The sequence below is a fragment of the Aureibaculum algae genome (assembly GCF_006065315.1).
In the GTDB taxonomy this organism is placed as follows: domain Bacteria; phylum Bacteroidota; class Bacteroidia; order Flavobacteriales; family Flavobacteriaceae; genus Aureibaculum; species Aureibaculum algae.
The window spans coordinates 4228452-4255245 of record NZ_CP040749.1; the positions used below are offsets into that span (position 1 = coordinate 4228452).

Annotated in this window: 25 protein-coding genes and 2 pseudogenes; 14 read left to right on the plus strand and 13 right to left on the minus strand. The window is 33.1% G+C overall.

Translation table 11 applies throughout. From position 1 onward, the window contains the following. Positions 1-52 precede the first annotated feature (52 nt). Complete coding sequence (locus FF125_RS22325) at positions 53-259, plus strand: zinc ribbon domain-containing protein (RefSeq protein WP_138951101.1); 207 nt, start codon at positions 53-55, stop codon at positions 257-259. Then, positions 238-1398, plus strand: a pseudogene (locus FF125_RS18010) (DUF3667 domain-containing protein); the annotation flags it as partial. The gene FF125_RS22325 and the pseudogene FF125_RS18010, both read left to right, overlap by 22 nt. 3 nt (positions 1399-1401) lie before the next feature. On the opposite strand, the gene FF125_RS18015 reads toward FF125_RS18010, so the two are convergent. From FF125_RS18015 to FF125_RS18030, 4 genes are all read right to left on the minus strand, one after another. Continuing rightward, the gene (locus FF125_RS18015) at positions 1402-2751 is read right to left on the minus strand and encodes a hypothetical protein (protein ID WP_138951104.1); all 1350 of its coding nucleotides are present in this window, start codon (positions 2749-2751) and stop codon (positions 1402-1404) included. Positions 2752-2760: 9 nt separating this feature from the next. Beyond that, positions 2761-4449 carry a hypothetical protein gene (locus FF125_RS18020; protein ID WP_138951106.1) on the minus strand — a complete coding sequence of 563 codons (1689 nt, stop codon included), beginning with the start codon at positions 4447-4449 and terminating at the stop codon, positions 2761-2763. A gap of 19 nt (positions 4450-4468) precedes the next feature. Continuing rightward, on the minus strand, positions 4469-5140 hold the full coding sequence (locus FF125_RS18025; protein WP_138951108.1) for a hypothetical protein: 672 nt from the start codon (positions 5138-5140) through the stop codon (positions 4469-4471). Between the two features lie 110 nt (positions 5141-5250). Then, on the minus strand, positions 5251-5958 hold the full coding sequence (locus FF125_RS18030) for an NRDE family protein (RefSeq protein ID WP_138951110.1): 708 nt from the start codon (positions 5956-5958) through the stop codon (positions 5251-5253). A gap of 200 nt (positions 5959-6158) precedes the next feature. On the opposite strand from FF125_RS18030, the gene pruA reads away from it, so the two are divergent. From pruA to FF125_RS18060, 6 genes are all read left to right on the plus strand, one after another. Next, positions 6159-7787, plus strand: coding sequence for an L-glutamate gamma-semialdehyde dehydrogenase (gene pruA, locus FF125_RS18035; RefSeq protein WP_138951112.1), 1629 nt, complete (start codon positions 6159-6161; stop codon positions 7785-7787). Between the two features lie 132 nt (positions 7788-7919). Continuing rightward, entirely contained in the window at positions 7920-9227 is a 1308-nt protein-coding gene (locus tag FF125_RS18040; RefSeq protein ID WP_138951114.1) for an NHL domain-containing protein, read from the plus strand. 114 nt (positions 9228-9341) lie between these two features. Further along, a complete protein-coding gene (locus tag FF125_RS18045; protein WP_138951116.1) occupies positions 9342-9917 on the plus strand; it encodes a peptidylprolyl isomerase in 576 nt (191 codons plus the stop codon). Positions 9918-10032: 115 nt separating this feature from the next. Next, complete coding sequence (locus FF125_RS18050) at positions 10033-10635, plus strand: DUF502 domain-containing protein (protein ID WP_138951117.1); 603 nt, start codon at positions 10033-10035, stop codon at positions 10633-10635. Positions 10636-10653: 18 nt separating this feature from the next. Then, complete coding sequence (locus FF125_RS18055) at positions 10654-11247, plus strand: Crp/Fnr family transcriptional regulator (protein ID WP_138951119.1); 594 nt, start codon at positions 10654-10656, stop codon at positions 11245-11247. A 66-nt stretch (positions 11248-11313) separates the two neighbouring features. Continuing rightward, entirely contained in the window at positions 11314-12192 is an 879-nt protein-coding gene (locus FF125_RS18060) for a pirin family protein (protein WP_138951121.1), read from the plus strand. Between the two features lie 122 nt (positions 12193-12314). Here the strand turns inward: FF125_RS18060 and rsmG are convergent, their stop codons facing one another. After that, complete coding sequence (rsmG, locus tag FF125_RS18065) at positions 12315-12944, minus strand: 16S rRNA (guanine(527)-N(7))-methyltransferase RsmG (protein WP_138951123.1); 630 nt, start codon at positions 12942-12944, stop codon at positions 12315-12317. Positions 12945-13059: 115 nt separating this feature from the next. Between rsmG and FF125_RS18070 the strand changes: the two genes are divergently transcribed. The 5 genes from FF125_RS18070 to FF125_RS18090 all read left to right on the plus strand — a co-directional run bounded on the left by FF125_RS18070 (position 13060) and on the right by FF125_RS18090 (position 17602). Next, on the plus strand, positions 13060-14154 hold the full coding sequence (locus tag FF125_RS18070) for a fatty acid desaturase family protein (RefSeq protein WP_138951125.1): 1095 nt from the start codon (positions 13060-13062) through the stop codon (positions 14152-14154). Positions 14155-14357: 203 nt separating this feature from the next. Then, on the plus strand, positions 14358-15542 hold the full coding sequence (locus FF125_RS18075; protein ID WP_394344109.1) for a pyridoxal phosphate-dependent aminotransferase: 1185 nt from the start codon (positions 14358-14360) through the stop codon (positions 15540-15542). 8 nt (positions 15543-15550) lie between these two features. After that, on the plus strand, positions 15551-16345 hold the full coding sequence (locus FF125_RS18080; RefSeq protein WP_138951127.1) for a hypothetical protein: 795 nt from the start codon (positions 15551-15553) through the stop codon (positions 16343-16345). A gap of 10 nt (positions 16346-16355) precedes the next feature. Then, positions 16356-16805: an acyl-CoA thioesterase gene (locus FF125_RS18085; RefSeq protein WP_138951129.1), complete on the plus strand. Its 450-nt coding sequence runs from the start codon at positions 16356-16358 to the stop codon at positions 16803-16805. Between the two features lie 2 nt (positions 16806-16807). Continuing rightward, positions 16808-17602 (plus strand): DNA/RNA non-specific endonuclease, encoded by a 795-nt coding sequence (locus FF125_RS18090; protein ID WP_250629618.1) that lies wholly within the window; start codon positions 16808-16810, stop codon positions 17600-17602. Between the two features lie 7 nt (positions 17603-17609). On the opposite strand, the gene FF125_RS21985 is transcribed toward FF125_RS18090, so the two are convergent. After that, complete coding sequence (locus FF125_RS21985) at positions 17610-17753, minus strand: hypothetical protein (RefSeq protein WP_157972798.1); 144 nt, start codon at positions 17751-17753, stop codon at positions 17610-17612. Between the two features lie 492 nt (positions 17754-18245). On the opposite strand from FF125_RS21985, the gene FF125_RS18095 reads away from it, so the two are divergent. Next, positions 18246-19460 carry a site-specific integrase gene (locus FF125_RS18095; RefSeq protein ID WP_138951131.1) on the plus strand — a complete coding sequence of 405 codons (1215 nt, stop codon included), beginning with the start codon at positions 18246-18248 and terminating at the stop codon, positions 19458-19460. Between the two features lie 141 nt (positions 19461-19601). On the opposite strand, the gene FF125_RS18100 is transcribed toward FF125_RS18095, so the two are convergent. The 7 genes and pseudogenes from FF125_RS18100 to FF125_RS18130 all read right to left on the minus strand — a co-directional run bounded on the left by FF125_RS18100 (position 19602) and on the right by FF125_RS18130 (position 26526). Beyond that, a complete protein-coding gene (locus FF125_RS18100) occupies positions 19602-20096 on the minus strand; it encodes a hypothetical protein (RefSeq protein ID WP_138951133.1) in 495 nt (164 codons plus the stop codon). Between the two features lie 105 nt (positions 20097-20201). Next, positions 20202-21002: pseudogene (locus FF125_RS18105) on the minus strand (DUF4138 domain-containing protein). A gap of 13 nt (positions 21003-21015) precedes the next feature. Next, entirely contained in the window at positions 21016-21990 is a 975-nt protein-coding gene (traM, locus tag FF125_RS18110; protein ID WP_138951135.1) for a conjugative transposon protein TraM, read from the minus strand. Positions 21991-21999: 9 nt separating this feature from the next. Further along, a complete protein-coding gene (locus tag FF125_RS18115; RefSeq protein ID WP_138951137.1) occupies positions 22000-22614 on the minus strand; it encodes a conjugal transfer protein TraK in 615 nt (204 codons plus the stop codon). Between the two features lie 48 nt (positions 22615-22662). Then, positions 22663-23502 (minus strand): hypothetical protein, encoded by an 840-nt coding sequence (locus tag FF125_RS18120; RefSeq protein WP_138951139.1) that lies wholly within the window; start codon positions 23500-23502, stop codon positions 22663-22665. Then, positions 23502-24083 (minus strand): conjugal transfer protein, encoded by a 582-nt coding sequence (locus tag FF125_RS18125; RefSeq protein WP_138951141.1) that lies wholly within the window; start codon positions 24081-24083, stop codon positions 23502-23504. Before FF125_RS18125 ends, FF125_RS18120 begins: the two co-directional genes overlap by 1 nt. Before the next feature lie 34 nt (positions 24084-24117). Further along, positions 24118-26526 carry a TraG family conjugative transposon ATPase gene (locus FF125_RS18130; RefSeq protein ID WP_138951142.1) on the minus strand — a complete coding sequence of 803 codons (2409 nt, stop codon included), beginning with the start codon at positions 26524-26526 and terminating at the stop codon, positions 24118-24120. Between the last annotated feature and the right edge of the window lie 268 nt (positions 26527-26794).

Consider the following 26794-nt stretch of genomic DNA (forward strand, 5'->3'; position numbering starts at 1 on the left):
TAGCAATATTGAATTTAGATTAAAATTGGGACAATGAGTTCTATATAATGCTATGAAATCAACTACCCGGTTTTCAAAAAACAAACGTGGAATAGAATGCTTAAATTGTAAGCAACCCTTATCTAGCCAGGATAATTTCTGCTCAAACTGTGGACAAGTAAATGATTTACAACCTTTAAGTGTTAAACAGTTTTTTCTGAATTCTTTTCTGGTTTTTTCTCATTTGACTCTCGTTTTTTCAGAACCTTTATTCCTTTAGTATTTAAACCTGGTAAAGTATCCAAAAGTTATATTGAAGGCAAACGCATGCAATATGCCAACCCCTTCCGATTATATTTAAATGTTACTATCATTTTCTTTTTGTTACAAAGCTTGTTTTCTGTTGTTGATAAATACAGCCTCAATGAATTTTCATCGGAGAATAGTAATAATTTTATTACCGTTAAAGATTCTACTCATATTAACACAACGCCTACGGATAGTATTTTAAAAAATTTACCCATCTATAAATCTAATGAAAATTCATCCAATGATTTAACAAAAAACCTCTTATTACGCATTGATTCAATTTTTACATCAACCAACCTACTTGAACAACTTAAATCTGACTCAAACCTTAAAATTGTAAAAGATTCTATTTATAAAAACTTCTTTGTTTCTAATAACAACTATATTTCTGAACAAATAAATAAAGCTGTAGAAAATAACAATTGGAATGTATTTCAAGCTATAACAACTCTTAATAAAGACACCTATGAGCATGTAGAACGCATTCTTAAAGAAAATGATGTTGATTACGTTATTCCTGATAAATATAAATCACAAACAGAAGCCGATTTTAACAATTTTAACTTTTTTAAAAAACTCAATAAATTTTCAAAGTATGATAAAGCTCACCCTAATGGAACGGCTTTAGGTGCCATGGAAGAATTGGGTGTAGCAAAAACACGTTGGAATGCATTTAATTATAAGTTAGCTCAGAATATCAATAAAATATTTAATGACAGTGAAGCTGCCAACGCATTTCAAAAAAGTATAATTTCAAAAATATCAATTGCTCTATTTTTCTTGTTACCTCTCTTTACCTTTGGTTTATCTTTACTCTATTTTAGACACAAATGGAGCTACACAGAGCATTTAATTTTTGTATTTAACACACAGACGGTATTTTTTCTATTGCTAATAATCTTCACCATATTTGACAGAATTTTTGATACAAATACGAGTATGTCTATATTTATTATAGTATTTCTACTATATTTATTTAAGGCTTTGCATAACTTTTATGGACAACGCAAACCTAAAACCTTCGTCAAATTTATATTACTCAACATTTTCTATTTTACGCTTTCTGTAATAGGATTTGTTGCCGTATTATTTACTGCGTTTATTTTATAAATTTTACTGTTTTAACAGTTTCCCTAAAAAATTACGATTAACATCTTTAATATTAATTTTCATGGAGAAGCGATTATCTGTTGCCCAATCTAATTTTGCAGTTTTTATTGTTTTTAGAAGTTTTTCTTGATCTTTATTTAACGGAAAATCTAGTGGGCTATGTTCGTATTTTTCCACATCAACGTACAGATTCAATTTTGATGCTTTAGTAGCGTCATTTGAGGTGTTCCCTCGTTTATTTACGCGTAATTCAAAATTATCACCGGCATTAGTTACTAAAAATTTAAAAATTGGAATGGTCGTAAACACGGTGTCGTTCTCAATAATTTGAATAGCATTTTTACTATAGAAATAATCGGACAAAACAGAAGTATTTTCTTGACCTAAGCCTAAATATAATTTAGGAATGCTCTTTTCTTGAGTAGATTTAATTTCTACTTTATTAAAATCATCATCATATTCATAAGAAACTATAGTATCTGTTTTCTGCTCAATGGAAGTAATATTCATATTGAAGTTCCCATTCCATTTATCAACAATAGAATCTAAAGACAAATGGGTAAACGCATTGAACTTATCCTTTTTATCCGTTAAAAATTGCTTGAATACAGCATTATTCCTGTTTAACTGACCTGACATTGAAATAACTCCATCCGCATCAGCTATTGGATTTTCATTAGCTAAAAACAAATCAGATTTTAGAGAACCCTCTAACTCAAACAAACCCTCTTTAAAATTAGCATTTAGTTCATCTTCACCCAATGAGAAGCATATATCACTACCGCTATTCACTATAGGTCTTAAAATTTCAGCATCTTCTGTCAAATAATCTTTCTCACTAAATAACGCTACTACAGCAGCATTAACAGGAACTTTATGATTCGTTTTTAAGGCTATAATTAACCGCTCTCCTTTTATGGATAAAACAAAATTAGCCTTGCTAAAAAAAATAACACCCTCATTTTCAGTTTTCTTAAAACCCTCCTTAAGCAAAAATTTAAATAATTCTTCTGTATCATTAATGTCAACAATACTGCTAAACCAATTACTATTTAAATCAGTTGGATTGGTATAAAACAAAACATTTCGAGGAATACTAATCCCTTTGGTTAAAGAGGTTCGTGGTTTTTTTATTGAATCTTTCTTTTTACGAGACTTTAAATAGGTAATTGGGTTGGTTAAAAAATCAAATAATAAATGATTTTCTATCTGCCTAAGATTGACATTAACCACACTTGTTGCGTTAGCCGGAACTCTATTTTCAAATATTTGTGCTTGCTTATATCGCCATACATAAAGTACAACCAATACAATCACTACTACAATAAAAAAATAGAGTCCCTTCTTACGCATATTAAACTATTACTTCATCATAAAATCCATAAAATCTAGCAATACTTTTAGTGAGTTTTCACGATTATCTGCTGTATCAACTACAAATTCAGAAACCATGCTATTGCCTTTCATTTTCCCTGTTTTATAATGAACACTGTTTATATTATCACTAGCAAATGAGAACATCTTCTTTTCATCGCGTCTTAAGTCTTCACTTGGAATTTTTGCCAATAATTTTTTAACATCCAAATACATAACTGCTGCATTTTTACGAATCAATTTTTTATGTTCTCCAGTAAATGAAACAGGATTAGGGCTAATAATGTTTGCCAATTGTTTTTCTGATGAAGTAAGAAATACAATTTCGTCTTTAATTACTGCATAAAGATCAAATGGCGTTTTATTAGGTAAATTAAGCTTGTAGTAATTCGCATTTTGTTCTAATGCTTTGTGCTTAACACCTAACTTAATTAATTTAAAAAGTAATTTTTCATTTTCAGAACCTACCATAATTGTAAATTCAGGATTCATTTCCGTTTTCGTTTTTGTTACTTCAGTTTCTTTATAGTCATCATCATATTCATAAGTTGTATAAGTAACTTCCTTTTCTCCCAAATCATTTAAAACAAATAACATATCACCAGTAATTAAATCACCAACAGCCTCTTCATCTATAAGCACTGAAAACAATTCTGCACCAACTTCCATTTCTTCTTTAAAGTCTGGCAACATACCTCCATAAATTTGAGAAATTAAATTAGGATATTCATCCAATACCGCTTCTGTACTCATTGCAACACTGGTATAACCAATAATTTCTTTTTCATTAAAGTACTTAAAAAATGATTGATCAATTTTAGATTTATAGATGTTTTTAATTGCCTTTTTCCATGTATCGTCAACTTCCATGTTCGTAGTTATTTTGGCTTCACCTTTTTCAAAATATAGATGAGCATTCATAGTTCCGAAACCTAAACTCGTATAATCGGGTCTTATACCACCCATATAATAACTTAGTCCACCCATAACACCACCCATTAACTCTCCATAGCTATTAATCCATGCTGAAGCTTCTGCATTTTTATCGATAGATTTTACGTAGTTTTTATTTGAAAGTATTGAAGCTCCGTTATAATTAAATATTTTACTCGAATAATTAGAAATCCATTGAGCTACAACTACTTTTTTAACATCATAATAGTCTTGATCATCACCACCAAATTCACCCATAAGTCTTTCTTTATGTTCGTCAAAATAACTATAAGACTTATCTCCGCCTATAAACAATAGAATATTATCATTCCACATAATAGCCGTATTATGATCTGTAAAACTACTTACATTACCTTGTTTCACGATTTCATTTTTACTAGACATGTTGAAAATCGCCTCAAATTGTTTTCTATCTTTAATTTTTAAAATAAAACTATGATATGAAATACTATCTGAAGGTTGGTAAAAATAAAATGCTTTAGATTCTAAATCAACACCAAAATCGGCTAAACCATTAAAGTCTTCATTTTCTCGTTTAAATTCCTTAATCATTTCTTTACCTAATGCATTCGTATCAAAATCTGTTAAGGAAATTAAGTCAAAAACATTATTACCATTAACTGAAATTACAGCTTGTGCATTTGCGGGTATCTTACTTTCTAATTGTTGTGCAAAACTAAACGTTGTTGCAGCTAGGGCTAGGGTTAGCATTATCTTTTTCATATACTAATTTTAGTGATTTTTATTTCTGTAATTTGATTTGATTTTTAATTGATTTATTTTGATTGATAATATCTTGTGCAGATATTTTTAACATAATTGCTTTCTTACTTTTTGAAATTTTTGCTGCATTATTACTGCTAGAAGCTATTCCTTTTGGAAAACGATATATGGTTGTAATGGATGCTGTTTTAAAAACTTCCCTATCTTCCATTTTCGTTTTTTTAATTTCTTTAGCTAAATCGTAATGATAGCTCCTTGTAAAAAGTTGATTCGTTTTATCATAACTAAAATGTTTATGATTCTTTATCCTTTTGGCTTCTTCTTTAGAGCTAAAATTTGAAACGACCATATTTAGAGCATCAACATCATTAAAATCACATGAGAGCGTAAAAATATAATCTTCTAGATTTATAGAATTGGTTACATTAGTTATACCTCCAGTATTTTTTACTGTTTTTACCATATCAGCAAAATGTTGCCTGATTTCGTGCTCTGATGGAACTTCGTAATTATTAACACTATCTAATAGCATTATTGAATTTATTTTTGTTTTACTTCTGCTTAGGTTTAGTGTTAATGTAACTTTACCTGAGCCATCTTCATTTAAACTAACCTCTTCAATAATTTCAAAGCAGCTTGTACAAATTAACAGCAAAGCAAAAACAAAAATGTAATTAATTTTTTTTATCATAATATCTTGTGCGAATTATAACGCACTTTTTTTATTAGAATTACATAACCTCACCTAGAATTGTAAAAAAAGTCAATTCTAACCTCTCCAAAGGAAAAATCAATTAGAAGTTATTGAATTATTAATTTAGATTTTTTATAGGTTTTAACATCTTCATAAACCATACCTAAACTATTCTTTTCTTTATAAATAGAAGTAATACTTACTGTACCTCCTACTTTTCTATCCATCATCACATCAATAGTAGGATCTCCAATACCTGCATTATGATGAAAATTTAATATATTTTCTTGATTTATTTTGTTTTCCTGTTGCCATTGCTCAAACCAATTCCGACGTAATTGTTTTACCCTTTCGTCATATAATGTCGAAGAAGACCAAATTTGCGGCTCTAACTCCATGTTTTTTATATGTTTATTTTCTCCATCCCAAACAAACTCAATCAACTCTAACGTTTTATTCCAATCTACAATAACTAAAGTGAATTGCTCTACTCCTTTTAAATCCAATGCTTTTAATCCGTTATGGATATTTTCAACCTTAAGGAGCTCTTTTACAATTAACCCCCTACTCATTTTATAATTTGTTAAAGAAATATGATCGACAAACCCACCATTTAACAAGCAGATTAATCTGTTTTTAGAGCTTGTACCTATCCACGAACCACCTGCCTTTCCATCTTTTGGATAGCTAAGTTTTACACCATCTTCTTCATAATTTTTCGGCGGCAAAGCCTTTTCGCGAGAAAACGGAATATCCCTACTCGAGGTCAAGATAAAATCCGTTTTATGTAAAGGAAGAAAGGTAACCGTACACATACTTATTTATTATGAGATTATAGTTTTAAAATCTTAGTACAAAAATGTTACAAAATTAAATGGTACAAAACACGCTAAACAGTAAAAAACACCCCCCTGTAAATAGGGTTCTAGAATTTACAATTAGTGCTTCGTTTTTCTTATTTACTATTTGTAACTTTGCGACAAAATTAGTCGAATTTTATAAAAACACATTACATATGGCAAGCGGATTTTATAATGTACCCAAAGCAGTAAACGAACCTGTAAAAACTTATGCACCTAATAGCCCTGAAAAAAAGAGTTTATTAGATACTTATAAAAAAATGTACAATGAAAAAGCGGATATCCCTTTTTACATTGGAGGTAAAGAAATAAGAACAGGTAATACTGTATCTATTCACCCACCACATGACCACCAACATACTGTTGGGCACTATCATAAGGCAGAAAAATCACATGTTGAACAAGCAATTGCTAATGCACTTGAAGCTCGTGAAGCTTGGTCTAAAACACCATGGGAACACCGTGCAGCCATCTTTTTAAAAGCAGCTGAACTACTTGCCGGACCGTATAGAGACAGAATGAATGCGGCTACAATGATATGTCAATCTAAAAACGTAATGCAAGCTGAAATTGATGCAGCTTGTGAAATGATAGATTTCTTTAAATTCAATGTTGAATTTATGACAGAAATTTATGCAAATCAGCCTATTTCAAGTCCTGGTATTTGGAACAGGATGGAATACAGACCTTTAGAAGGATTTACTTATGCTATAACTCCTTTCAACTTTACTTCTATTGCAGCAAACTTATGTGCAGCACCAGTAATGATGGGTAATGTTTGTGTATGGAAACCTTCTGATCATCAAATATATTCTGCTCAAGTAATTGTAGAATTATTTAAAGAAGCAGGTTTACCTGATGGCGTAATAAATGTAGTTTACGGAGATCCTGTTATGATTAGTGATACTATTTTAAGCCATCGCGAATTTTCTGGCATTCACTTTACAGGTTCAACGCATGTATTTAAAATGTTATGGAAGCAAATTGGTGAAAACATTGGTAACTATAAAACCTATCCAAGAATTGTTGGTGAAACAGGAGGAAAAGATTTTATTTGGAGTCACCCTTCTGCTAACGCAAAACAGGTTGCAACAGCAATTACAAGAGGAGCATTTGAATACCAAGGACAAAAATGTTCAGCAGCCTCTAGAGCATACATTCCGGAAAGCTTATGGGCTGATGTTAAAAAATATGTGGTTGCCGATTTAAAATCTATTAAAGTAGGTAGCCCAGACGATACTTCAAATTTTGTAAATGCAGTAATTCATGAAGCTTCTTTTGATAAAATATCAAGATTTATAGATCAAGCAAAACAAGATAAAGATGCAGAAATTGTAGCCGGTGGTAATCATGATAAATCAAAAGGTTATTTCATTGAACCTACAGTTATTTTAGCCAAAGACGCAAAATACACTACCATGTGTACAGAATTATTTGGCCCGGTAATCACCATTTATGTTTATGATGATAAAGACTGGAAAGATTCATTGAAATTAGTTGATGAAACTTCTGAATATGCATTAACTGGAGCTATTTTCAGTGCAGATAGATATGTTATTGACTACGCTACAAATGCATTAGAAAATGCTGCAGGTAATTTCTACATCAATGATAAACCAACAGGAGCTGTTGTAGGTCAACAACCTTTTGGCGGAGCGAGAGCTTCAGGAACAAATGACAAAGCAGGTTCTATTTGGAATTTATTGCGTTGGGTTAGTAACCGTACCATTAAAGAGACTTTTGTAACACCAACAGATTACAAATATCCTTTTTTAGGTGAGTAAATCTAATCGTATATAAAGCTTACATTTTAAAAACCCTTCATTAAAATTTAATGAAGGGTTTTCTTTATTATAAAACTCAAACACAAAAAAAAACAGATACTTTTGTTTTCCTAAATTTTAAAACACTTATACATGAAACACTTTTACTTTTTAATTTTACTTTTAACCTTTCAATTTTCATTTTCACAATATGGAAATGTTTCCACCATTGCAGGGGGTGGAAGTAATGGACACGACGTTGTTAATGGATTAGCTACTGATGCCGAACTAAGTTATCCTACTGGAATTGCAATTGATAATGATGGAAACATTTATTTTTCAGAAATTACTAATTCTATTATTAGAAAAATAGATGTTAATGGCATTATTTCAGATATTATAGAATTTCCAGACGTGCAGACACCGCATGGATTAGCTGTTGATGCAACTGGTAATATTTATTTTATTGATAGAGCAAATGATAGAGTACGAAAACTAGACACAAGTGGTAACATTACAACCGTAGCAGGAAATGGAACAAATGGAGATAGTGGAGATGGAGGGCAAGCCACATCAGCACAATTAAATAGTCCACAATATATTGCGATTGACGCCTCTGGAAATATTTACATATCCGATTGGCAAAATCATAAAATTAAAAAAGTAACCACTAATGGTGTGATTAATACGATTGCTGGTACAGGAACTTATGGTTTCAGCGGAGATGGAGGATTAGCAACTCTTGCAGAATTAAAAAGTCCAAGTGGTATAACCATTGATGCGACTGGAAACATTTATTTTTCAGACAGAAATAACTATAGAGTCAGGAAAATAGATACCAATGGCATAATTACTACGATTGCTGGTAAAGGAGGATTTCAACCATTTAGTGGAGATGGTGGATTGGCAATTGATGCTGAATTATATGAACCAAATGGGATCACTTTAGATAATGACGGTAACATTTATATTGTTGACGCGGTTAATCAAAGAGTTAGAAAAATAACTACAGACGGCATTATCAATACAATTATAGGCTCAGGTGGAACAGGAAGATCGGCTGGAGGCTTTAATGGTGATGGACAAATTGGTACTAACACTGAATTAAATCAACCCTCAGGTATTGCTGTTGACAATTCTGGTAATGTTATTATAACCGATTATAAAAATCATAGAATTAGAAAATTAGCATCAGCTGCGTTGAGTGTAGATAATTTTTCTTTAGAGAATATAAAATTATATCCAAATCCTATTTCAATTGATGAACAATTGACGGTTTCTTCTCAAGAAATAATTACTGCTATTTCTGTTTACAATACCCTAGGACAAGAAGTTTATCAAGCAAAACCAAATGCTCATAATTATGTACTAAACTTAGACAAGATTACTTCAGGTATCTATTTGGTAAAACTTAATAGCAACATTAACAAAAGCATAAATTATAGACTTATAAAAAAGTAGGTTCTTAATATCTATATTACAACCACGGCAACTGCCGTGGTTTTTTATTAATAAATAGTATCATTTTGATAATTGGCTAATTAAATTACTAATTTTAAACGCTAAAGAAACGAGATGAAAAAAGCCTTATTATCGCTGATACTGTTATTCATTATTCAAACCATCCAATCTCAAAAGCAAACGAAATGCTTAATTGAGACCTCTTTGGGTAAGATTGAAGTTGAATTGTATGATGATAAAGCACCAATTACTGTTCAAAATTTTTTACAATATGTAGATAGTACTGCCTATAACAACAGTAGTTTCTTTAGAACCTGTACTCAAGAGAACGAAGCTGAACGGACCATCAAAATTCAAGTAATTCAAGGGGGTAACATTACCGAAGGGTCTGAACGAGCACCCATAAAAATTGAAACTACAGCGGTAACTGAGATTTTACATGAAAACGGCACTATATCAATGGCAAGAAGTGAACCGAACAGTGCTACAAGTAGCTTTTTTATTTGTATAAATGATCAGCCTGAATTAGATTTTGGTGGAAAACGCAACCCTGACGGGCAAGGCTTTGCTGCATTTGGACAAGTTACAAAAGGAATGGATGTCGTTTTAAAAATTCAATCGCAAAAAAATAAAAACCAACAACTTTTAGAACCGATACAAATTCACGCTATAACTAGAGTTACCAATTAAAAATTAACCATATTATTTCATTATCATGAAATGCCATTATTATATACTTTTACACCAAACTAAATATTAAAATTGGCATTCCATTTGACCTATAAAAAACCATAAATAGTAACAGATGAAAAAACTAGTCAATTATTTCTTACAAGGCTTATTATATATTGCACCCCTAGGTATAACTGCATACATTATTTATGCTGTTTTCACTTTTTCGGATGGATTATTACAAGATTTATTACTTAAATTTTTCGATATTAAAATTCCCGGATTAGGTGTTTTAACACTTATATTATTTTTAATCTTCGTAGGGTTTTTAGGACGAACAATTATTGCAGATCCATTGCGTAAATTGTTTAAAAACCTGATTGAACGCGTTCCGTTGTTAAATTTTATCTACTCTGCCTTTAATGACTTATTTTCTGCTTTTGTAGGTAAGGAAAAGAAATTTAGCAAACCGGTACTGGTTAAAGTTAATTTAAATTCTGATTTAGAAAAATTAGGATTTATAACAGAAGAAAATTTAGAGCTATTAGGAGAAATGGATAAGGTTGCTGTCTATTTTCCTCATTCTTATAATTTTTCTGGTGAATTATTTATTGTACCTCGAGCCAATATTAAAACAGTAGATATAAACTCAAGTGACGTAATGAAGTTTGTAGTTTCAGCTGGATTAACAGGATGGAATAAAGATGAAGTTATAGAACATGAAGAGGCAAATTAATTCTTAATCAAAGACGAGATGAATACTATTAATCTTAAAACGTTCTTGACTTCTAATCTTGATATTGACGAAAAGGAAATTTTGTCAATAGTAGATAACTGCACCATTAAAAGGGTTAAAAAAAATGAGTTCTTATTACAAAAAAATGAACACTGTAAGCATACCTTTTTTGTAGAGAAAGGGTTATTGAGACAATATTCAATTGACGAAAAAGGCAAAGAACACATACTATCTTTTGCTCCCGAAAATTGGTTTGTAACCGATAGAGAAAGTGCCTATTTTAATAGACCTTCCGCCTATTACATCCAAGCATTGGAAGAAAGTCAAGTAGCAATGATAGATGAAAATTTCATTCAATTACTTGCTGAGAAAATATCATCGTTTACAGATTTCAACAATAAATTACTACACAATCATATTCTTCATTTACAAAATAGAATCAATTTATTACTAAGTGCTGCTGCGGAAGACAGGTATTTACAATTTGTTAAAATGTATCCAGACATACTTTTGAGAGTTCCGCAAACAATGATCGCCTCCTATTTAGGTATTACCCCAGAGAGCCTAAGCAGAGTCCGCAAAGAATTGGCTCATAAAAACTTTAAAGGGTAGTTCTTATCATACATCAATGCACAGGTTTTTTGCTCATTGTACATTTGTGGTATAAAATTAAATGATATGAAAACAAAAACAGTAGAATTAGTAGCCAGTCCAAAAGCTCCACATTTTGTTGGAGATGGCTTTCGTGTACATAACTTTATCCCCAGTGGATTTAGACTTGACATGCAACGGATGAACCCGTTTATAATGTTAGATTACAATTCAACCTACCACTTCCCTCCTTCTCATAAACCAAAAGGGGTTGGTGTGCATCCTCATAGAGGTTTTGAAACCGTTACTATAGCCTATAAAGGCAAGGTAGCTCATCATGACAGCAGCGGTGGTGGCGGAGTTATAGAAGAAGGTGATGTGCAATGGATGACTGCAGCAAGTGGTGTGTTACACAAAGAATACCACGAAGAAGAATGGAGTAAAACGGGTGGCGATATTCAAATGGTGCAACTTTGGGTAAACTTACCTAAAAAGGACAAAATGAGTGCTCCAAAGTACCAAGCTATAAATAACGAATCCATTAACCGTTTTCAATTGGAAAATAATGCTGGACAAATTGAAGTAATTGCAGGTGAATATGAAGGCATTAAAGGAGCTGCTTCAACATTTACACCATTGCATATGTTTAATGCTAAACTGAACAAAGGTGGCAAAGCTGCATTTCATTTTCCTGCCAACTATAACACTGTATTACTTGTTGTGGAAGGCAGCATTTTAATTAATGGTAGTGAAAAAGCTCCAACAGACCATCTAGCCCTCATGGCGACCGATGGCGAAAATTTTGAGGTTGAAGCCATAGATGATGCTATTGTTTTAGTTTTAAGTGGAGAACCTATTGATGAACCTATTGCCGCCCATGGCCCTTTTGTAATGAACACAAAAGAAGAGTTAATGGAAGCCTTTAATGATTTCAATAATGGCAAGTTTGGCTATTTGGAAAATTAAAAATCTTCAAGAACATAGTATAAAATAAAATGCCAGAAGTACCAGGTTATATAACAGGTGCTTCTGGTTTTCTCATAGCACCTATAAATAAAAGATTCATTGCAATTGGATCTTAATTATTACTAAGGCTTAAACTTCAACGGTACATGCACCACTTTCTTAGTTTCAAAAAAGTCTTCTTTAAAATAGTCTGATAAGTTATATGTTGTCGCTTTCGGAAAATTGACTAATTCTTCCGTTAAATCGCCACCCTTTAAGTATAGAATACCATTTTTAAGCTCATGTCGCTGTTTTTTGGCAACCTTTTTACGAGTCCATTTTACGAAATCATCCATATTAGTAACGGCACGGCTTACAATAAAATCGAATTCTCCTTTTACGCTTTCCGCTCTGATGTGCTGAGCTTTTACATTCTGAAGTCCTAACGCCTTGGCTACCTCTTGTACTACTTTTATTTTTTTACCAATAGAGTCTACCAATAAAAATCGTGTTTCAGGAAACAAAATAGCAAGAGGAATTCCAGGAAAACCACCACCAGTACCTACATCTAAAACTTTTGATTTTGGCACAAAAGGCTGCACCTTAGCAATACCCAAAGAATGAAGCACATGTCTTTCATACAAGGTTTCAATATCCTTTCTAGATATTACATTAATTTGTGCATTCCATAATGCATACAATTGCTCTAATTGTTTAAACTGACTAATTTGCTCATCAGAAAGTTCCTTAAAATATGTCGAAATTATTTCCATAATAGTAAACGGCAAAGCTACCATCTTTTGTTAAATATTTAACAATTCATCCCTAAAAACCTACAGAAAAACAAAAATTGCGTAAATTTGCAGTTCATTAAACTACCTAATACACATGTCTCAAACGACTATAAAATATTCACGAGTAGATTCTGCGAAGTTTTTCAGGACGCTCAATAAGCGAATTAACACATATTTTAAAGAAAAAAATATAAAAAAAACAGGAAACGGACAATTGTACATTAAAACAGTTGTTATGTTTGTTTTACTCATAGCACCATTAGTTTTAGTACTTACGTTACCTATGGCTTGGTGGGCTCAAATTATTTGCATGATTGTTGTTGGCATTGGCATGGCTGGTGTTGGAATGAATGTAATGCATGATGCCAATCACGAATCTTTTTCTAGTAAAAAGTGGGTAAATAAATTAATGGGAAGTAGTATTTACATCCTTGCTGGTAATGATTACAACTGGAAAGTACAACACAATGTACTTCACCATACCTACACAAATATTCAAGGGCACGATGAGGATATTGATGCCGGTAGAATAATCCGTTTTTCAAAACATGCTAAATGGCATAGTTTTCATAAATATCAAAAGTATTACGCCTTTTTTCTTTATGGATTATTAACCGTAAACTGGGCTATTACTACTGATTTTAAGCAAACTTATCAATACTTAAAACGTAAGTTATCTTATGGAAAAATGCCACATCCTGCTACACAATGGACAAAATTAATCATTGGTAAAATAATTTATTATGCCATTTGGGTCGCCTTACCATTATTTGTTGGTATCGTTTGGTGGAAAGTACTTATCGGATTTTTTATTATGCATTATACGGCGGGTATTATTTTAAGTGTAATTTTTCAATTGGCTCATGTTATGCCAAATACAGAAATGCCAATGCCAGATGAAGTAGGTAATATGAAAAACACTTGGGCAATTCATCAATTATTTACGACTTCTAATTTTGCTCCAAAAAACTGGTTAGTGCGTTTTTATACTGGTGGATTAAACTACCAAGTTGAGCATCATTTATTCGCAAATATTAGTCATGTTCATTATAAAAAATTAGCTGAAATTGTAAAAAACACTGCTAAAGAATTTAGCCTTCCTTACAACGAGTATAAAACGTTTAGAAGAGCTGTAATTGAACATTATAAGCAGTTAGAAGTCTTAGGAAAAAAACCTTCTATAGCTTAGATAGAATTCACAAAAAATTAAAAACAGCTGCGAGATATCGCAGCTGTTTTTCGTTATATCTCATACCAGTATTCCATTTATCAATATTTTCACTATTCTTATTAATTAGTTTAAATTCTAACTTTTAGATAATTAATAATTATTTAAGGTTGTTTCTACATTATTCTTTTTAATTTTGTTGTCTAAATATTTATCAAACAATTATGCAACAACTTTCCGATAGAATTAATAATCTACCAGTTTCAGAAACCTTAGCAATGGCGGCAAAAGCTCGCGAATTAAAGGCTGAAGGTAAAGACATTATCAGTTTAAGTTTAGGTGAACCAGATTTTAACACACCTGACTTTATCAAAGATGCCGCTAAACAAGCCATTGATGATAATTACAACTCTTATTCACCTGTGGATGGTTATTTAGATCTTCGCGAAGCTATTTGCAGGAAGTTTAAGCGTGATAATAATTTGACCTATAGTCCAAATCAAATCGTAGTTTCTACAGGTGCAAAACAATCTATTGCTAATATTGCATTGGTATTACTAAACCCAGGAGACGAAGTTTTATTACCAGCTCCATATTGGGTAAGCTATTCAGCCATTGCTACTTTGGCAGAAGCGACTTATAAAGAAATACCTTCTAATATTGATACAGATTTTAAAATTACACCTGAGCAATTAGAAGCTGCAATTACGCCAAAAACGAAATTAATTTTCTTTAATTCACCTAATAACCCAAGTGGTACCGTTTATACGGAAAGTGAATATAGAGCATTTGCTAAAGTTTTAGAAAAATATCCAAATATCTATATCTTATCAGATGAAATTTACGAGCATATCAATTATGGTCAGCCTAATTTTAGTTTTGCCAGTATTGAAAGCATGTACGATAGAACCATTACTGTAAATGGAGTTGCTAAAGCTTTTGCCATGACTGGTTGGAGAATTGGTTACATGGGTGGTCCGGCTTGGATAGCAAAAGCATGTACCAAAATACAAGGTCAAATTACTTCTGGTGCTAATTGTATTGCACAACGTGCAACAATAGCTGCATTAGATGCTCCGGTGTCAAAAATCCAGTTTATGGTTGATGAATTTCATAAAAGGCGTGACTTAGTTTTAGAGTTACTCTCTGAAATTAAAGGAATTAATATAAATACACCAAAAGGTGCGTTTTATGTTTTTCCTGATGTATCTTCTTATTTTGGAAAAACCATTGATGGTGTTACCATTAATAATGCTGGAGATTTTTCAATGTTTTTATTAGAAAAAGCGAATGTAGCTACGGTTACAGGAGGTGCTTTTGGAGCTCCTGATTGTATCAGACTTTCTTATGCAGCGTCAACGGAAGAATTAAAAGAAGCGTTTAAACGAATTAAAAATGTATTGAATTAGGTAAATAAATGAAGAAATTACTTTTACTATTTTTATTGACTTCCTTGTCGAATTGCGATTCTGATTCGGATACTATTGAAAAGGATGCATTTGAATTAGAGTTATCTTCTTTCAAAACCACCTATGAAATTGATGAACTAATTGAGATTAATATTACTTCAGATGAAAATATTATCGAAATCATTGGATCTACGGATAATTTTGAAACTAATTTTAATCAAACAAGATATACAACAGATAATTCTGGATTTGGAAAAATAGCGAAAGTATATTTAAGTTTTGATACTCTAGACAAAAAAACAATTCACTTTAAAATTAAAAACAGTAACAAAGAAGAAATTGAAAAATCAATTGAAATTGACATTATTAGAGGTCCTGCAGTAAAAATTAAAAATATAAAAATCAAGTCTTTCTATAAAATTAATGAAACTTGGGATTCTGAATTCGGAAATGAAGATGTTAACCGCCTAGCGGATGTTATTTTTGGAATTCGAAAAGGAAAATTTCATCCTTTTGACAAAGATTTTAATTTCACAAATTGGTTTATTTCAAATGTTAAAGAAAATCAAGGTGATTTGACATGGAGTGTTTCTTCAAAGAACTTGTACCTAAATCCAAATAGAATATTAAAATTAAGTTTAGTCGATGATGATGGGAATAACATAGGTGAAAGTTTAATTTATGACACCCCCTATGAAAGGGATATTGATTTTAATCAATACACTATATCTAAACCTAACTTTATTCTTTACAAAGACGATACTGAAAATCTTGAAATTGAATTAGAATTAGAATGGCCTTAATTTAAAAAAAATGAATTTTAAATACACTTTCAAAACACGTTGGTCAGATTTTGACCCAAACAGACATTTACGCCATACGGCTTATAACGATTATGCCGCAGAAAGTAGGGTTCGCTATTTAAACGAACACAACTTTGGCATGGATAGGTTTCAAAAAGAAAATATCGGTCCCATATTATTTAAGGAAGAAACTACTTTTTATAGAGAAGTAAATTTAGGGGAAGACATCACGATTGAATTATTTTTAGAAGGATTATCTGAAAATGGAGAACGATTTAAATTCTTACATAAAATATATAGAGAAGACGGTGTACTAGCTGCTGAAATTATCGTTCTGGGTGCTTGGTTAGATTTAACCAAACGAAAACTAATACAACCACCTGCAGATATGGTAAAAACTTTTAAAGAACTTACAAAATCGGAAAATTTTGAAGAAATCCCTTTAAAAAGTAAATCATAGGTTTGAAAAGAAAAGCCCTTGTTTATCCTATTGTAATACTCTTATTGGGTTTAGTGATGTATCTTTTTATTCCAAAGAATGATACCATAGATACTGATGTAAACCCAGTAGCAGTTTCAGGTTTTAATTACTTACCTACATCAACTACAAATACAATAGTTAACCATCAATATTACAGTCTTTCGTACAATGAAAATTATGAGCAGGCAGAATGGGTTGCGTATGAATTAACAAATGACCATCTTTCAGGTTCAAATAGAAAACGCCCATATTTCATTCAAGATAAAAAAGTTAAAACACAGTCAGCAGATTACAGAAATTATAAAAAATCAGGGTATACCAAAGGTCATTTATGTCCTGCCGGAGATAGGAAATTTTCTAAGACTGCTTTTGATGAAACTTTTTTAACATCGAACATTTCTCCTCAAAAAGCTGATTTTAACGGAGGAGTATGGAATAGATTAGAGCAAAAAACACGTTATTGGGCTAGTAAAGACAAACAATTATTTGTGGTTACCGGTGGTGTGTTGTCAAAAAACTTAAAAACTATTGGACACGAAAAAGTTGCAGTTCCAACTCACTTTTATAAAATTCTACTGGATTATTCTGAACCTAAGATTAAGGCCATTGCATTTTTAGTACCACATGAAGCGTCAAAAAAACCACTCTATACTTTTGTAGTATCAATAGATCATCTTGAAAAATTGACAAATATTGATTTTTTCCCAGCATTACCAGATGATTTAGAAACCAAATTAGAAGCTAGCTCTAGTTACAAAGATTGGAGTTTCAATTAATACTTTATTAAAATTCAGTACTTGTTTTTAAAACCATAAGTAATTTACTCATTTCCTTATTTTGGTTGGTAAAAAGTAATAAAGCCAGCAATGGTAAGGCTATCATATAATTTATAAAACGGATACTTAGTTTGGCAACTCTTTTTTTCATTTTTCGGTTGATTTTGCTTAGCGTAAAATTATAACGCAAAAGACTCCTAAAAAATTGTTTTTAAAATTAAAAAAGTTCCTTTTTTCTAAGAAACTCTTATTACTGTATTGGAAGAGAGACTCCCCTCGACTATCGCTCGGGACAGGCTTCTCGTCACTCCTGAATTTTCATTTACAATAAAGTAATTTCATAAAAAAAGCTCCTTATTTCTAAGAAGCTTCTATTACTGTACAGGCGGAGAGACTCGAACTCTCACACCTTGCGGCACTAGATCCTAAGTCTAGCGTACATTTGTTCAAAATAAGTCAAATCAGCTCATTATCAATGATTTAATTCTTTTCTAATTTTTTTTGATTGCATTTAAAATCAATTAATATCAACGTTTGTTGTACCTATGTTGTACCCAAATATTCTAATAAATGTGTACCTTTGGGGTAGATTTTCAACTAAATGTTGTACCTGATTTGACTTTCGTAAACAAATAGGTCAACGATGTCTGCAAGTGCAAAATTAGTTCTACGTAAAAAGCCCAACAGTAAAGGGCTTTATCCTCTTGCTATACGTATTACCAAAAATCGACAGTCAACTTTCAAACATGTTGGTCATTATATTGATAATGAGGATTGGGACGAAAAAAAACTTGAAGTCAAAAAGTCACATCAAAATGCAGCTGACTTGAATAACCTGTTGTCCTCTAAACTATCAGAAGCTAGAAAAGGTTTAATTGCACTTCAAACTACAGACAAAGACGCATCTGCTCGACAAATCAAAACCGAAATATACAGACCCACCTCTAATTTGACGTTTTTTGATTATGCCGATGAGCACCTTCAAGCTTTGGAAGCTGAAAAGAAAATCAATAGGCATTCCACCGATTCTGCTTGGATTAGCTATATTGTCAAGTTCAGTAAATCTCGGCAACTTACCTTCCAAGAAATTGATGAAAGGTTTCTAAGAAAATTCAAAATTTACCTGAAAGGAGCATCAGCACTATCTGAAACTACCTCTATGAACGTAATGGTTTTGATTCGGTTATTATACAATCGCTCCATTAAAGATAAAGTTGTAAGTAAAGAATTATATCCCTTTGGAATTGGTAAGTTTAAAATCAAATTTCCAGAAACGTTAAAGATTGGATTGAACCATCAAGAGATGAAGAAACTTGAAAGAATTGATAATCTTTCTGATGTTGAAAGACATTCCTTGAATGTATGGCTTTACAGTTTCTACTTTGCCGGGATGCGTGTTTCGGATGTTCTATTTACTCGCTGGTCACAAATATATGATGGTCGCCTACACTATAGAATGGGTAAAAACTCCAAATTATTGTCTTTATTAATCCCCGATAAAGTTGCCAAGATTCTAGAGCATTATGTCTTTGAAAAATCTTGTGATGATGATTTTATTTTTCCAGAGATGCGAAAAGCTGACCTTACCAATGCTAGAGATGTTTACAACAAAACAAAAACGGCTACAAAAAAGTTCAATAAAAACTTAAAGTCCGTTATGAAAAAAGCAGGAATCAGCAAAAAAGTCACGATGCACATTGCAAGACATACCTTCGGAAATATTGCAGGAGACTCTATACACCCCTTAATGCTTCAGAAGCTTTATCGCCACAGTGACTTAAAAACAACCATAAACTATCAATCCAATTTTATTCATAAAGAAGCTGATGAAGCTTTAAACAGGGTTCTCAATTTCTAATAAATAGATGGTTATAATTTAAGATTATAACTCCATTCTTTGTCATCACTTTTAATTTAACTCCAATTTCTAATAAATTATTTATTTCTACATACTAAACTCTAACAATAAATTATAACCATCTATTAATCGAATTGGCTATTACCACTGATTTTTTTCTTTAAAATATTCAATTCCATTAAAAGCAGCAACTTTGGCAATTTCAATGGTGTCGAATTGTTTTTTTCCAAAATGCTCCCCGATTTTGCACTTAAACTTTTTTGTGTTTCTATCTTTATAGATCAGTATATGATGGTCCTTAACTTTTACATATAAATTGTTGTTTTCGCTGACTTTCCAGTCTTTTTTCAACCAGTTAATTCGTCTTTGTGTTTTATTTCTTGCGCTGTTTTCTCGTTTTTTTGGATTAATATAATCATTGGTCATTTTTTCAGCACAAATACAGCCCACTTTAAGATCTTCTCCAAAATCTTTATGAGAAACAACGTGAACAAACCGTATTCTTTCGTTATTACACATCATACAGGTTTCATATTCAGTTTCTTCAACCGATTGCCCGTCTTCTCTAATGTCAATTACATACTCCAAAACCCAACCTTTATGTGGAATTCCAGGTGTATTCCAATAAGTTCTCATTTCATTTAGGATTTTAATTCATACTAGGGTTTTTAAGCTGGTTTCCAATTGGTGACATCTCCATAAATATCTTTATAAACTAAACATTAAAAGTTCCGAAAATTTTCAAAGTCTAGTTTCCAAAACCACCTTTCGACTCCCTTTTAGCTCTTTCAATTCGAGCATTAGCTTTTCATTATTCCCTAAAACAAACTTTGGAAGGACATAAATGAATCGTTCGCTTTTTGCATCGGAAACGGATTGTGGCATGTTGTGTTGGTATAGTACTTCTTGTTCTAAACTTTGATAAGAAGCTTTCCGTTTTTCATTGCCATTGGTTCTGTACACTTTCAGATAATCGACTTCAAAATCGATTCCGGATTTGTTTTTAATTTCCAAAACCAAATACACTTCAGAAGCATCATAAACCATTTTTTGCAGAGATATCTTCATGCCCTTTTGGCGTTTTGTAGCTAAACTTTCCACTCTGGTTCTCCACAGATATTCACTTATTTTTTGAAAGTGTATTATCCTGTTGGCATCCTCATTTAGTGATTCGACGATTGGCTTCTGTTTTATGCTTTCTGATTGCTCACTGCCGATACTTTCATTTTCATGGATAAAATAATTGAGTTTTGGAAGTTCTTTGGAATATTTTAGAATATACGAGTACACTTGACCATCCTTAGTCACGGTAAGGAGATTGCTTTCTTCTCCAGGCTTTGCCTGTAACAATCCAAAATATTGTTCTTTTTCACGGTTGTAAGTGAATACAAAATGGGAAGCTCCTGTGATACCCTGTCATATGGAATTGGAAAAAAACAAGGCTACGTTTTTCTGATCATTGGCATAAATGGTGTCTAGGGGTTGCTGCGCAACTATTGACATAGAACAAGCGAAGAGCATTAAGTTGATATATGTTTTCATAAGCGTAAATTTATTAATTGCCCATCATGGGCTTTCCTTGGAATTTGGTTTTAGGAATTCTTAAAATAAGTTTGTAGTTATCGGTTATCGTAACCTTAACATTTTTATGGTTACGTTGAAAAATCTTTTTGAAACCACTTATCTGTGGTACACCTGCAATATTGATGTCATCTACCATATCTCCAACGACTTCATTGATAACTTCTGCGCTAAAACTGTTCTCCACATAAATACCCTCGCTACCATCTTGAAGATCAAAAGCTTTTAGCTTTACAGGCTGATGATTGATATTTTCAATCGCAATTATTGCCCGATTGGGCTTAAAATTTACAAATCCATAAATGGGTGTATTTTTAGGATAGTTTTGTCCATAAATGATCGTATCTTTTAGCAACCGCATCTGTAAACGATAATTGGTCTTTACCGTTTGCGTACCATCCACCCGCACATATATAAACTCATCCGTATCTCGTGCATTCAAATCGTTATTTTTTATAGGATGGGAAGCAAAAAAGAGCTGATGTTCTAAAGCGCGTTCTTTGGCTTCCACATCCGTTTCTTCTTCTTCCATACTATCCGTTGTATCTTTTTCCTTCTTTTTAATTGGTTTCGGAGAAGTATATCTGGGATTGATATTCTCAAACGTTCTTTCTGAATATCGAATCTGCCCTTGTTGGTAGATACTATCCACCATCTGCATTTTTTTCTTGTTCAATAAATCAGGGTCATATACACCGGAGGAATCCAACAGACGTTCATCATAAATACTTGGAGCATTAGTCTCTCTAACTTCCTTTAAATCGTTCAAAGCATCCAATTTGGAATCGTATTCCTTTTGGTCGTCTTCCAGTTTCGGTACAGGAATCTGGTTGTTCTCTATCGTTGGTTCTTCGTCTTCTCCTAATATGAGCATGGCATAACCACCTATAAAAAGCAGGATGCAGACCAACATAGCGGCAAATACTATTTTATTTTTTTCTACTTTCATAATTATTTTTTATTGTCCATTAGGGACTTTTCGTAATGAGCTTTCAAAAAAGTTGGTAATCAGCAATCCGTGCGTATTGTTTGGAAAGTTCCTATCCACATGCATCAAATTTCCAGTGGTGGTCAACTCATAAGTGTCGGTTATCGATCCTCGATTGATTTCAAAAATGGTTTTAGTTTCAAACTTGTAGGGTTCGTTTTGAATATCAACTTTGGATTCGATATTCAATACTTTTTGAACCAAAGAGTATTGCAGTAAGCGGTTATAGACTCCATCTGCTTTTTTCTGTCGGTACAAAGCATCTACAGAACTATTGCCCAACCACAAAGCTTTTTCCAAGTTCTTCTCGTAATTGCTTGCATCTATGTTGTAGAAATAGGTATGGAACAACTCCAATTGTGCCAAGACTTCTACTTTTAAATTTTCTTGTTGGGAAACCAGTTTTAAGGGAATAACACTGCCATCGGTATTGACCACAAAAGCATTGTTTACCGTTTCTTTGTGCAATTTCATAACCATTAGTACGGAAACAATGCAGGTAAGCACAGCTCCAATAACTACGGTCAATACAATAAAGCGGTTGAGCTTTAAAATGGTATATATATTTTTATAAGGTGTCTTCATTTGTTTTTTTATAGTATGTAGGATATTTGCCAAATGTGCCATAGGCACTTAGCCGGTAAAAAGTTTAAACGTGAAGGAGGTCGCTCTCCGGTATAATTTGAATTTTAGCAATACGATAAATCCGATAGAGCCTAATTGTAAAAGCGGTGCAAAAAAATTACTTCCCCAATCCGTGCCAAAAAGGTCGCTCCAAAAATTGGTATTGATTTCTGTATACAAGTTGTTTACGAAAACATTGACCAAAAAGAAAGCAGGAACTAACATATATACGCCAGCGTAGAGCTTAAAAAAATTGTACGCCAAAGTCCGGAACTTTTCAAAAACTGCTAAACTGATGACAAAAGGAAAAAATGCTTGCATGATACCCAGTAAAAAGAAGCGTTCCGCTAGGAATAAAGGGTAGATAAATAAATCCAACAGCCACAGAAGTACTCCAATGATGAAGGACAATAGCTTTAATCCGTATAAGGGTGTAACCAGAGCCTCGTAAAGCATCGCCATTGCTTTTTTGGCGGCATCCCAAGCACCCACATCCTGTTCGATGTCGATGTCCTGCATCAAAAGCGGGAGGAGTGCGGGTGCCGTGTCCCGATATTGGGTTTCAATAGCTACCAAAATGGTATCGAAAACATCCAATACCTGTGTGGAGAATAGCACCAAAATAACTACCGCAAAATTCTTTGCCAGTTCTGAAGGTGTCAATCCCCAAGTATACCCCTCCTTATTGGCGACACCTTCATTATACTTTTTTAGGATGTTGATGAGAAAGAACAAGATAGCCAGCGTCTTCATCCCCACAATAGTATATTGGGAGAAATCACTGTTTTTTATCGTTTGAAAAACGGTGTCTATATATTCTAGCCCTATGCCTAAAAAAATCCCTGACATTAGTAATTGGTTTCTCGGTTATTGATTTTATGTTGCATCTCACGAAAAGAGATAATCTCCTGATAGCGTCTTGTCTTTGCCTCAATTTCTGCGACCATTTCTTGGGATTGTACTTCTTTTTCTTTTAGGACTGAGGCACGTTCGGCATCGGTCATTTTCAAGTTATCGCTAGATAATATTTGATCGATATAGTCCAAGCTCTCTAAGGAGTTTTCTAAAATTGCAGTAAAGGAATCGGATATCCGTGTAACTTCATCAGGTTTGATAAAAGGAGAATGGAGAATTTCTCTTAAATCGTCTTGAATGATAGCATAGAGTCGTTGGTTGTTTCTTACCAATTGCCGAACAGCTTTCAATTGTCGGATCACATGGTTAACCTTATTGATATTCTCCTTTTGTTCTTGTAAGAATTCAACGGTTTGTAAGAGCTGTGAAGTTTGTTTAGCGGATTCAAATAGTTGCTTTGCCAAACTGATAAAATTGGTGTTATCATATACTGGTGCTCCTTGCGCGATGCCAGCGGCACTCACCAATAGTAGCAGTGCTGCGGTTACTGTTGCTTTTTTAATTCTGTTTTTCATTTTTTAAGTTTTAGAGGTTAATTCTACATACAGTTTAGGACTGCTGATGGATAAATTCTTGGATGGCCTTTTCCATATGGTTGGTCTTCTCATAAATAGCCATTATGGTCTCGCTTTCTTTGCCATCTGTGAGATAGGCAGCAAAGACTTCTGGCGGTACTTCCAATCGGAAAATGTTACTTTCTTTTCCTATTTTGATAAACATTTCGGTATATTTTCGTGTTCCGGTCAGGTTGTTTCGAATGGATTTTAACTGGTTTAAATCGTGACTGGAAAGGTTTAATCTGTTTTGTAATTCAGCATAACCTTTTTCGTTGCGAAGGCTGTAAATGACCTGTGTGTTTTCCAAAATACTTGCCGATGTGGAATTGTTGGGCAATTGATTAATGGATTGCAGGATAATCCCAATCGCTCCGTTTTGTTTTCGGATGGCCTGGTAGTAAAATTCAACACTTTCCAGTACGTTCTCAAATTTGAGTTGTTTGGCAAACTCGTCAAAAAGGATGATGCCTTTTTCGGCCTTGTTTCTCCAAATGGTTCTTTGAATGGCAGATTTTATCAATTTCAGCATTACGGAAAGAATTTCCTTGTTATCCTTGACTTCATCGAGTTCAAAAACAATCAGTCTTTTATCTTCAATTTTATAGGTCTGGTCTTCGCTGACATGGAACAGAAAACTGTACAAGCCATCCTCTACATATTCCGAGAGAATGTGCAGAAAATCATAGATATTAAAATGTTGCTCTTGAATGCGCAGTTCTTCTAAAAGGGTGTTCTTTTTGGCATCCACAAACTGGTAGAGATTTTCCAAAGAATGGGTGTCATTGACACCTTTTTGGTAGTAGTATCGAAGCACTTTTTTGACCGCTACTTCTTCTGCTTTGGTCGTTGCTTTACCGGAAGCCAAAAGCTCTAAAAGAAAGATTGTCAAATCTTCCAACCGTTCCGGTGTCAAGTCGTTTATGTTGGATATAAAGAAAGGATTGATCCCTAAATTTTTCCCCTGTTCATAACGCAGTATGATATGCTCATCCGGATAGAGTTTGGCGAATTTGGAATAGGAACCACCTAAATCAATGATGACGAGTCGGACATTTTGCTCAAAATATTGGCGTAGAATATTATTTGCTAAAAAGGATTTGCCTTCTCCCGTAGGGGCGAAAATGGCAAAGTTTCGAGCTTTGATGCGTTTCTTTTTTTCATCCCATACATCTTTCAATACCGGAATGTTATGTTGTCTGTCATTAAAGATAACACCTGTGGCATCAGACTTATAATTGGTATTGTTGCTATACAGGCAAAGAGCGTGTTTTAAATCGGTTACAAACAAATCTTCATTGGAGAAATTTGAACTAAAACAACAATAGGAATTTAAAAAATAATGCTTTCGTTCTTCGCCTTTAGGGTAATACGGAACTATATCCAATTCCTTAAACTCCGTTTTAATCTTGGAGGCTATATTCGCCAGCTCTCGGGCTTCTCGAGCCCAAAACACAATGTTTAGATGTCCTCGGATAATTCTGGACGAATCGTCCTGATTAATTTGAGCAACAATGTCTTCAATCTTTTTTAAGATGACCTTGTTCTGTGTTCCAAAATTGGAACTCTTTTTAAGTTCTTCAATTTTCTTATCCAACAGCTTTCGCCATTTGTGTTTGTCATCCAAATAGATAATTTGATTGACAATATGGTTTTCGTTTAGATTAAGTCCCAATCCATCCATAAAGCCTTGGTGGAACACAAAGTCGTCCGAAGTGAATTTATCGTTGGTTTTGCTGCTTTGAACCACATCACCAAAACATAGTTCGCTATTGATGGCGAGCACATCAAAATGATTTTCTCCAATTTCAATATTCGTTTTCCCCAATTGAATATCGGTATCAAAACCCTCATTGAACCCATTAAAGTAAGCATCAGTGATGCTACTAATTTCATCTGCCTTTAATGGTCTCAGAGACACCCTACGGCTGTTATTGACAAAGGAAACGGCATCGTTGACCGAAGCGATAAATTCATGCACATGATCGTCCATTTGCTGATGAATTCCCTTTTCCACAGGTCGGAATGGATTGGTAAACTTGGCCGCATTCAATGCTTTATTGTAAGGAAGGATAAAGAAGAGATACGAAGTATGTTCGATATATTCTCTTCCTTTAAAATAATCGTGGGTAGCCTTTTGCAAAAAAGTATCATTGGGCAACTCATCTGCCACATAGTGGTCTTTTTGATAGATGTCTTGCTTATGGATAACAGTAGCCACAGGCAATGATTTGAACGCTTGAAACCACGCTCCGTGAATGTCCTCAAAGTCCGACTCGGACAGCGAGTAAATTTCGGGATTTTCCACTTGATAGCATAAAACCACATTACCGTTATTTGCGAACACGATATGGTCTTGAATGTCCAAAATGGGATGATATGCGGATAGGTTAATTTTTTTCATAATGCAAGCGACTTGTTTTTTTATTACTAATGGTTTTGGGGAATACCTTTTTTATATGCATTAAAGCAGGATTATTGGTAATCTGGGTCAAAGCGACATACAATATTCCGTTCCATAGAAATAGGCAGATGATGACCATAAAGCGGAATGAAAAGATGATAAACAATAGCGTTCCAATTATGGAGGTCATCATGAGGGCGAATAAAGTTATGGGCAAACCCATAATCACTGCTCGCTTGCGGATGTTTTTATAGATATCGAACTTTTT

Coding starts and splice junctions, on each gene's coding strand:
- FF125_RS22325 (WP_138951101.1), top strand. CDS start 53: ATGAAATCAACTACCCGGTTTTCAAAAAACAAACGTGGAATAGAATGC.
- FF125_RS18025 (WP_138951108.1), bottom strand. CDS start 5,140: ATGATAAAAAAAATTAATTACATTTTTGTTTTTGCTTTGCTGTTAATT.
- FF125_RS21985 (WP_157972798.1), bottom strand. CDS start 17,753: ATGAAAAAAAGAGTTGCCAAACTAAGTATCCGTTTTATAAATTATATG.
- FF125_RS18075 (WP_394344109.1), top strand. CDS start 14,358: ATGCAACAACTTTCCGATAGAATTAATAATCTACCAGTTTCAGAAACC.
- FF125_RS18070 (WP_138951125.1), top strand. CDS start 13,060: ATGTCTCAAACGACTATAAAATATTCACGAGTAGATTCTGCGAAGTTT.
- FF125_RS18020 (WP_138951106.1), bottom strand. CDS start 4,449: ATGAAAAAGATAATGCTAACCCTAGCCCTAGCTGCAACAACGTTTAGT.
- FF125_RS18030 (WP_138951110.1), bottom strand. CDS start 5,958: ATGTGTACGGTTACCTTTCTTCCTTTACATAAAACGGATTTTATCTTG.
- rsmG (WP_138951123.1), bottom strand. CDS start 12,944: ATGGAAATAATTTCGACATATTTTAAGGAACTTTCTGATGAGCAAATT.
- FF125_RS18055 (WP_138951119.1), top strand. CDS start 10,654: ATGAATACTATTAATCTTAAAACGTTCTTGACTTCTAATCTTGATATT.
- FF125_RS18045 (WP_138951116.1), top strand. CDS start 9,342: ATGAAAAAAGCCTTATTATCGCTGATACTGTTATTCATTATTCAAACC.
- FF125_RS18050 (WP_138951117.1), top strand. CDS start 10,033: ATGAAAAAACTAGTCAATTATTTCTTACAAGGCTTATTATATATTGCA.
- FF125_RS18125 (WP_138951141.1), bottom strand. CDS start 24,083: ATGAAAAACAGAATTAAAAAAGCAACAGTAACCGCAGCACTGCTACTA.
- FF125_RS18040 (WP_138951114.1), top strand. CDS start 7,920: ATGAAACACTTTTACTTTTTAATTTTACTTTTAACCTTTCAATTTTCA.
- FF125_RS18100 (WP_138951133.1), bottom strand. CDS start 20,096: ATGAGAACTTATTGGAATACACCTGGAATTCCACATAAAGGTTGGGTT.
- FF125_RS18115 (WP_138951137.1), bottom strand. CDS start 22,614: ATGAAGACACCTTATAAAAATATATATACCATTTTAAAGCTCAACCGC.
- FF125_RS18085 (WP_138951129.1), top strand. CDS start 16,356: ATGAATTTTAAATACACTTTCAAAACACGTTGGTCAGATTTTGACCCA.
- FF125_RS18060 (WP_138951121.1), top strand. CDS start 11,314: ATGAAAACAAAAACAGTAGAATTAGTAGCCAGTCCAAAAGCTCCACAT.
- FF125_RS18080 (WP_138951127.1), top strand. CDS start 15,551: ATGAAGAAATTACTTTTACTATTTTTATTGACTTCCTTGTCGAATTGC.
- FF125_RS18015 (WP_138951104.1), bottom strand. CDS start 2,751: ATGCGTAAGAAGGGACTCTATTTTTTTATTGTAGTAGTGATTGTATTG.
- FF125_RS18130 (WP_138951142.1), bottom strand. CDS start 26,526: ATGAAAAAAATTAACCTATCCGCATATCATCCCATTTTGGACATTCAA.
- pruA (WP_138951112.1), top strand. CDS start 6,159: ATGGCAAGCGGATTTTATAATGTACCCAAAGCAGTAAACGAACCTGTA.
- traM (WP_138951135.1), bottom strand. CDS start 21,990: ATGAAAGTAGAAAAAAATAAAATAGTATTTGCCGCTATGTTGGTCTGC.
- FF125_RS18120 (WP_138951139.1), bottom strand. CDS start 23,502: ATGTCAGGGATTTTTTTAGGCATAGGGCTAGAATATATAGACACCGTT.
- FF125_RS18095 (WP_138951131.1), top strand. CDS start 18,246: ATGTCTGCAAGTGCAAAATTAGTTCTACGTAAAAAGCCCAACAGTAAA.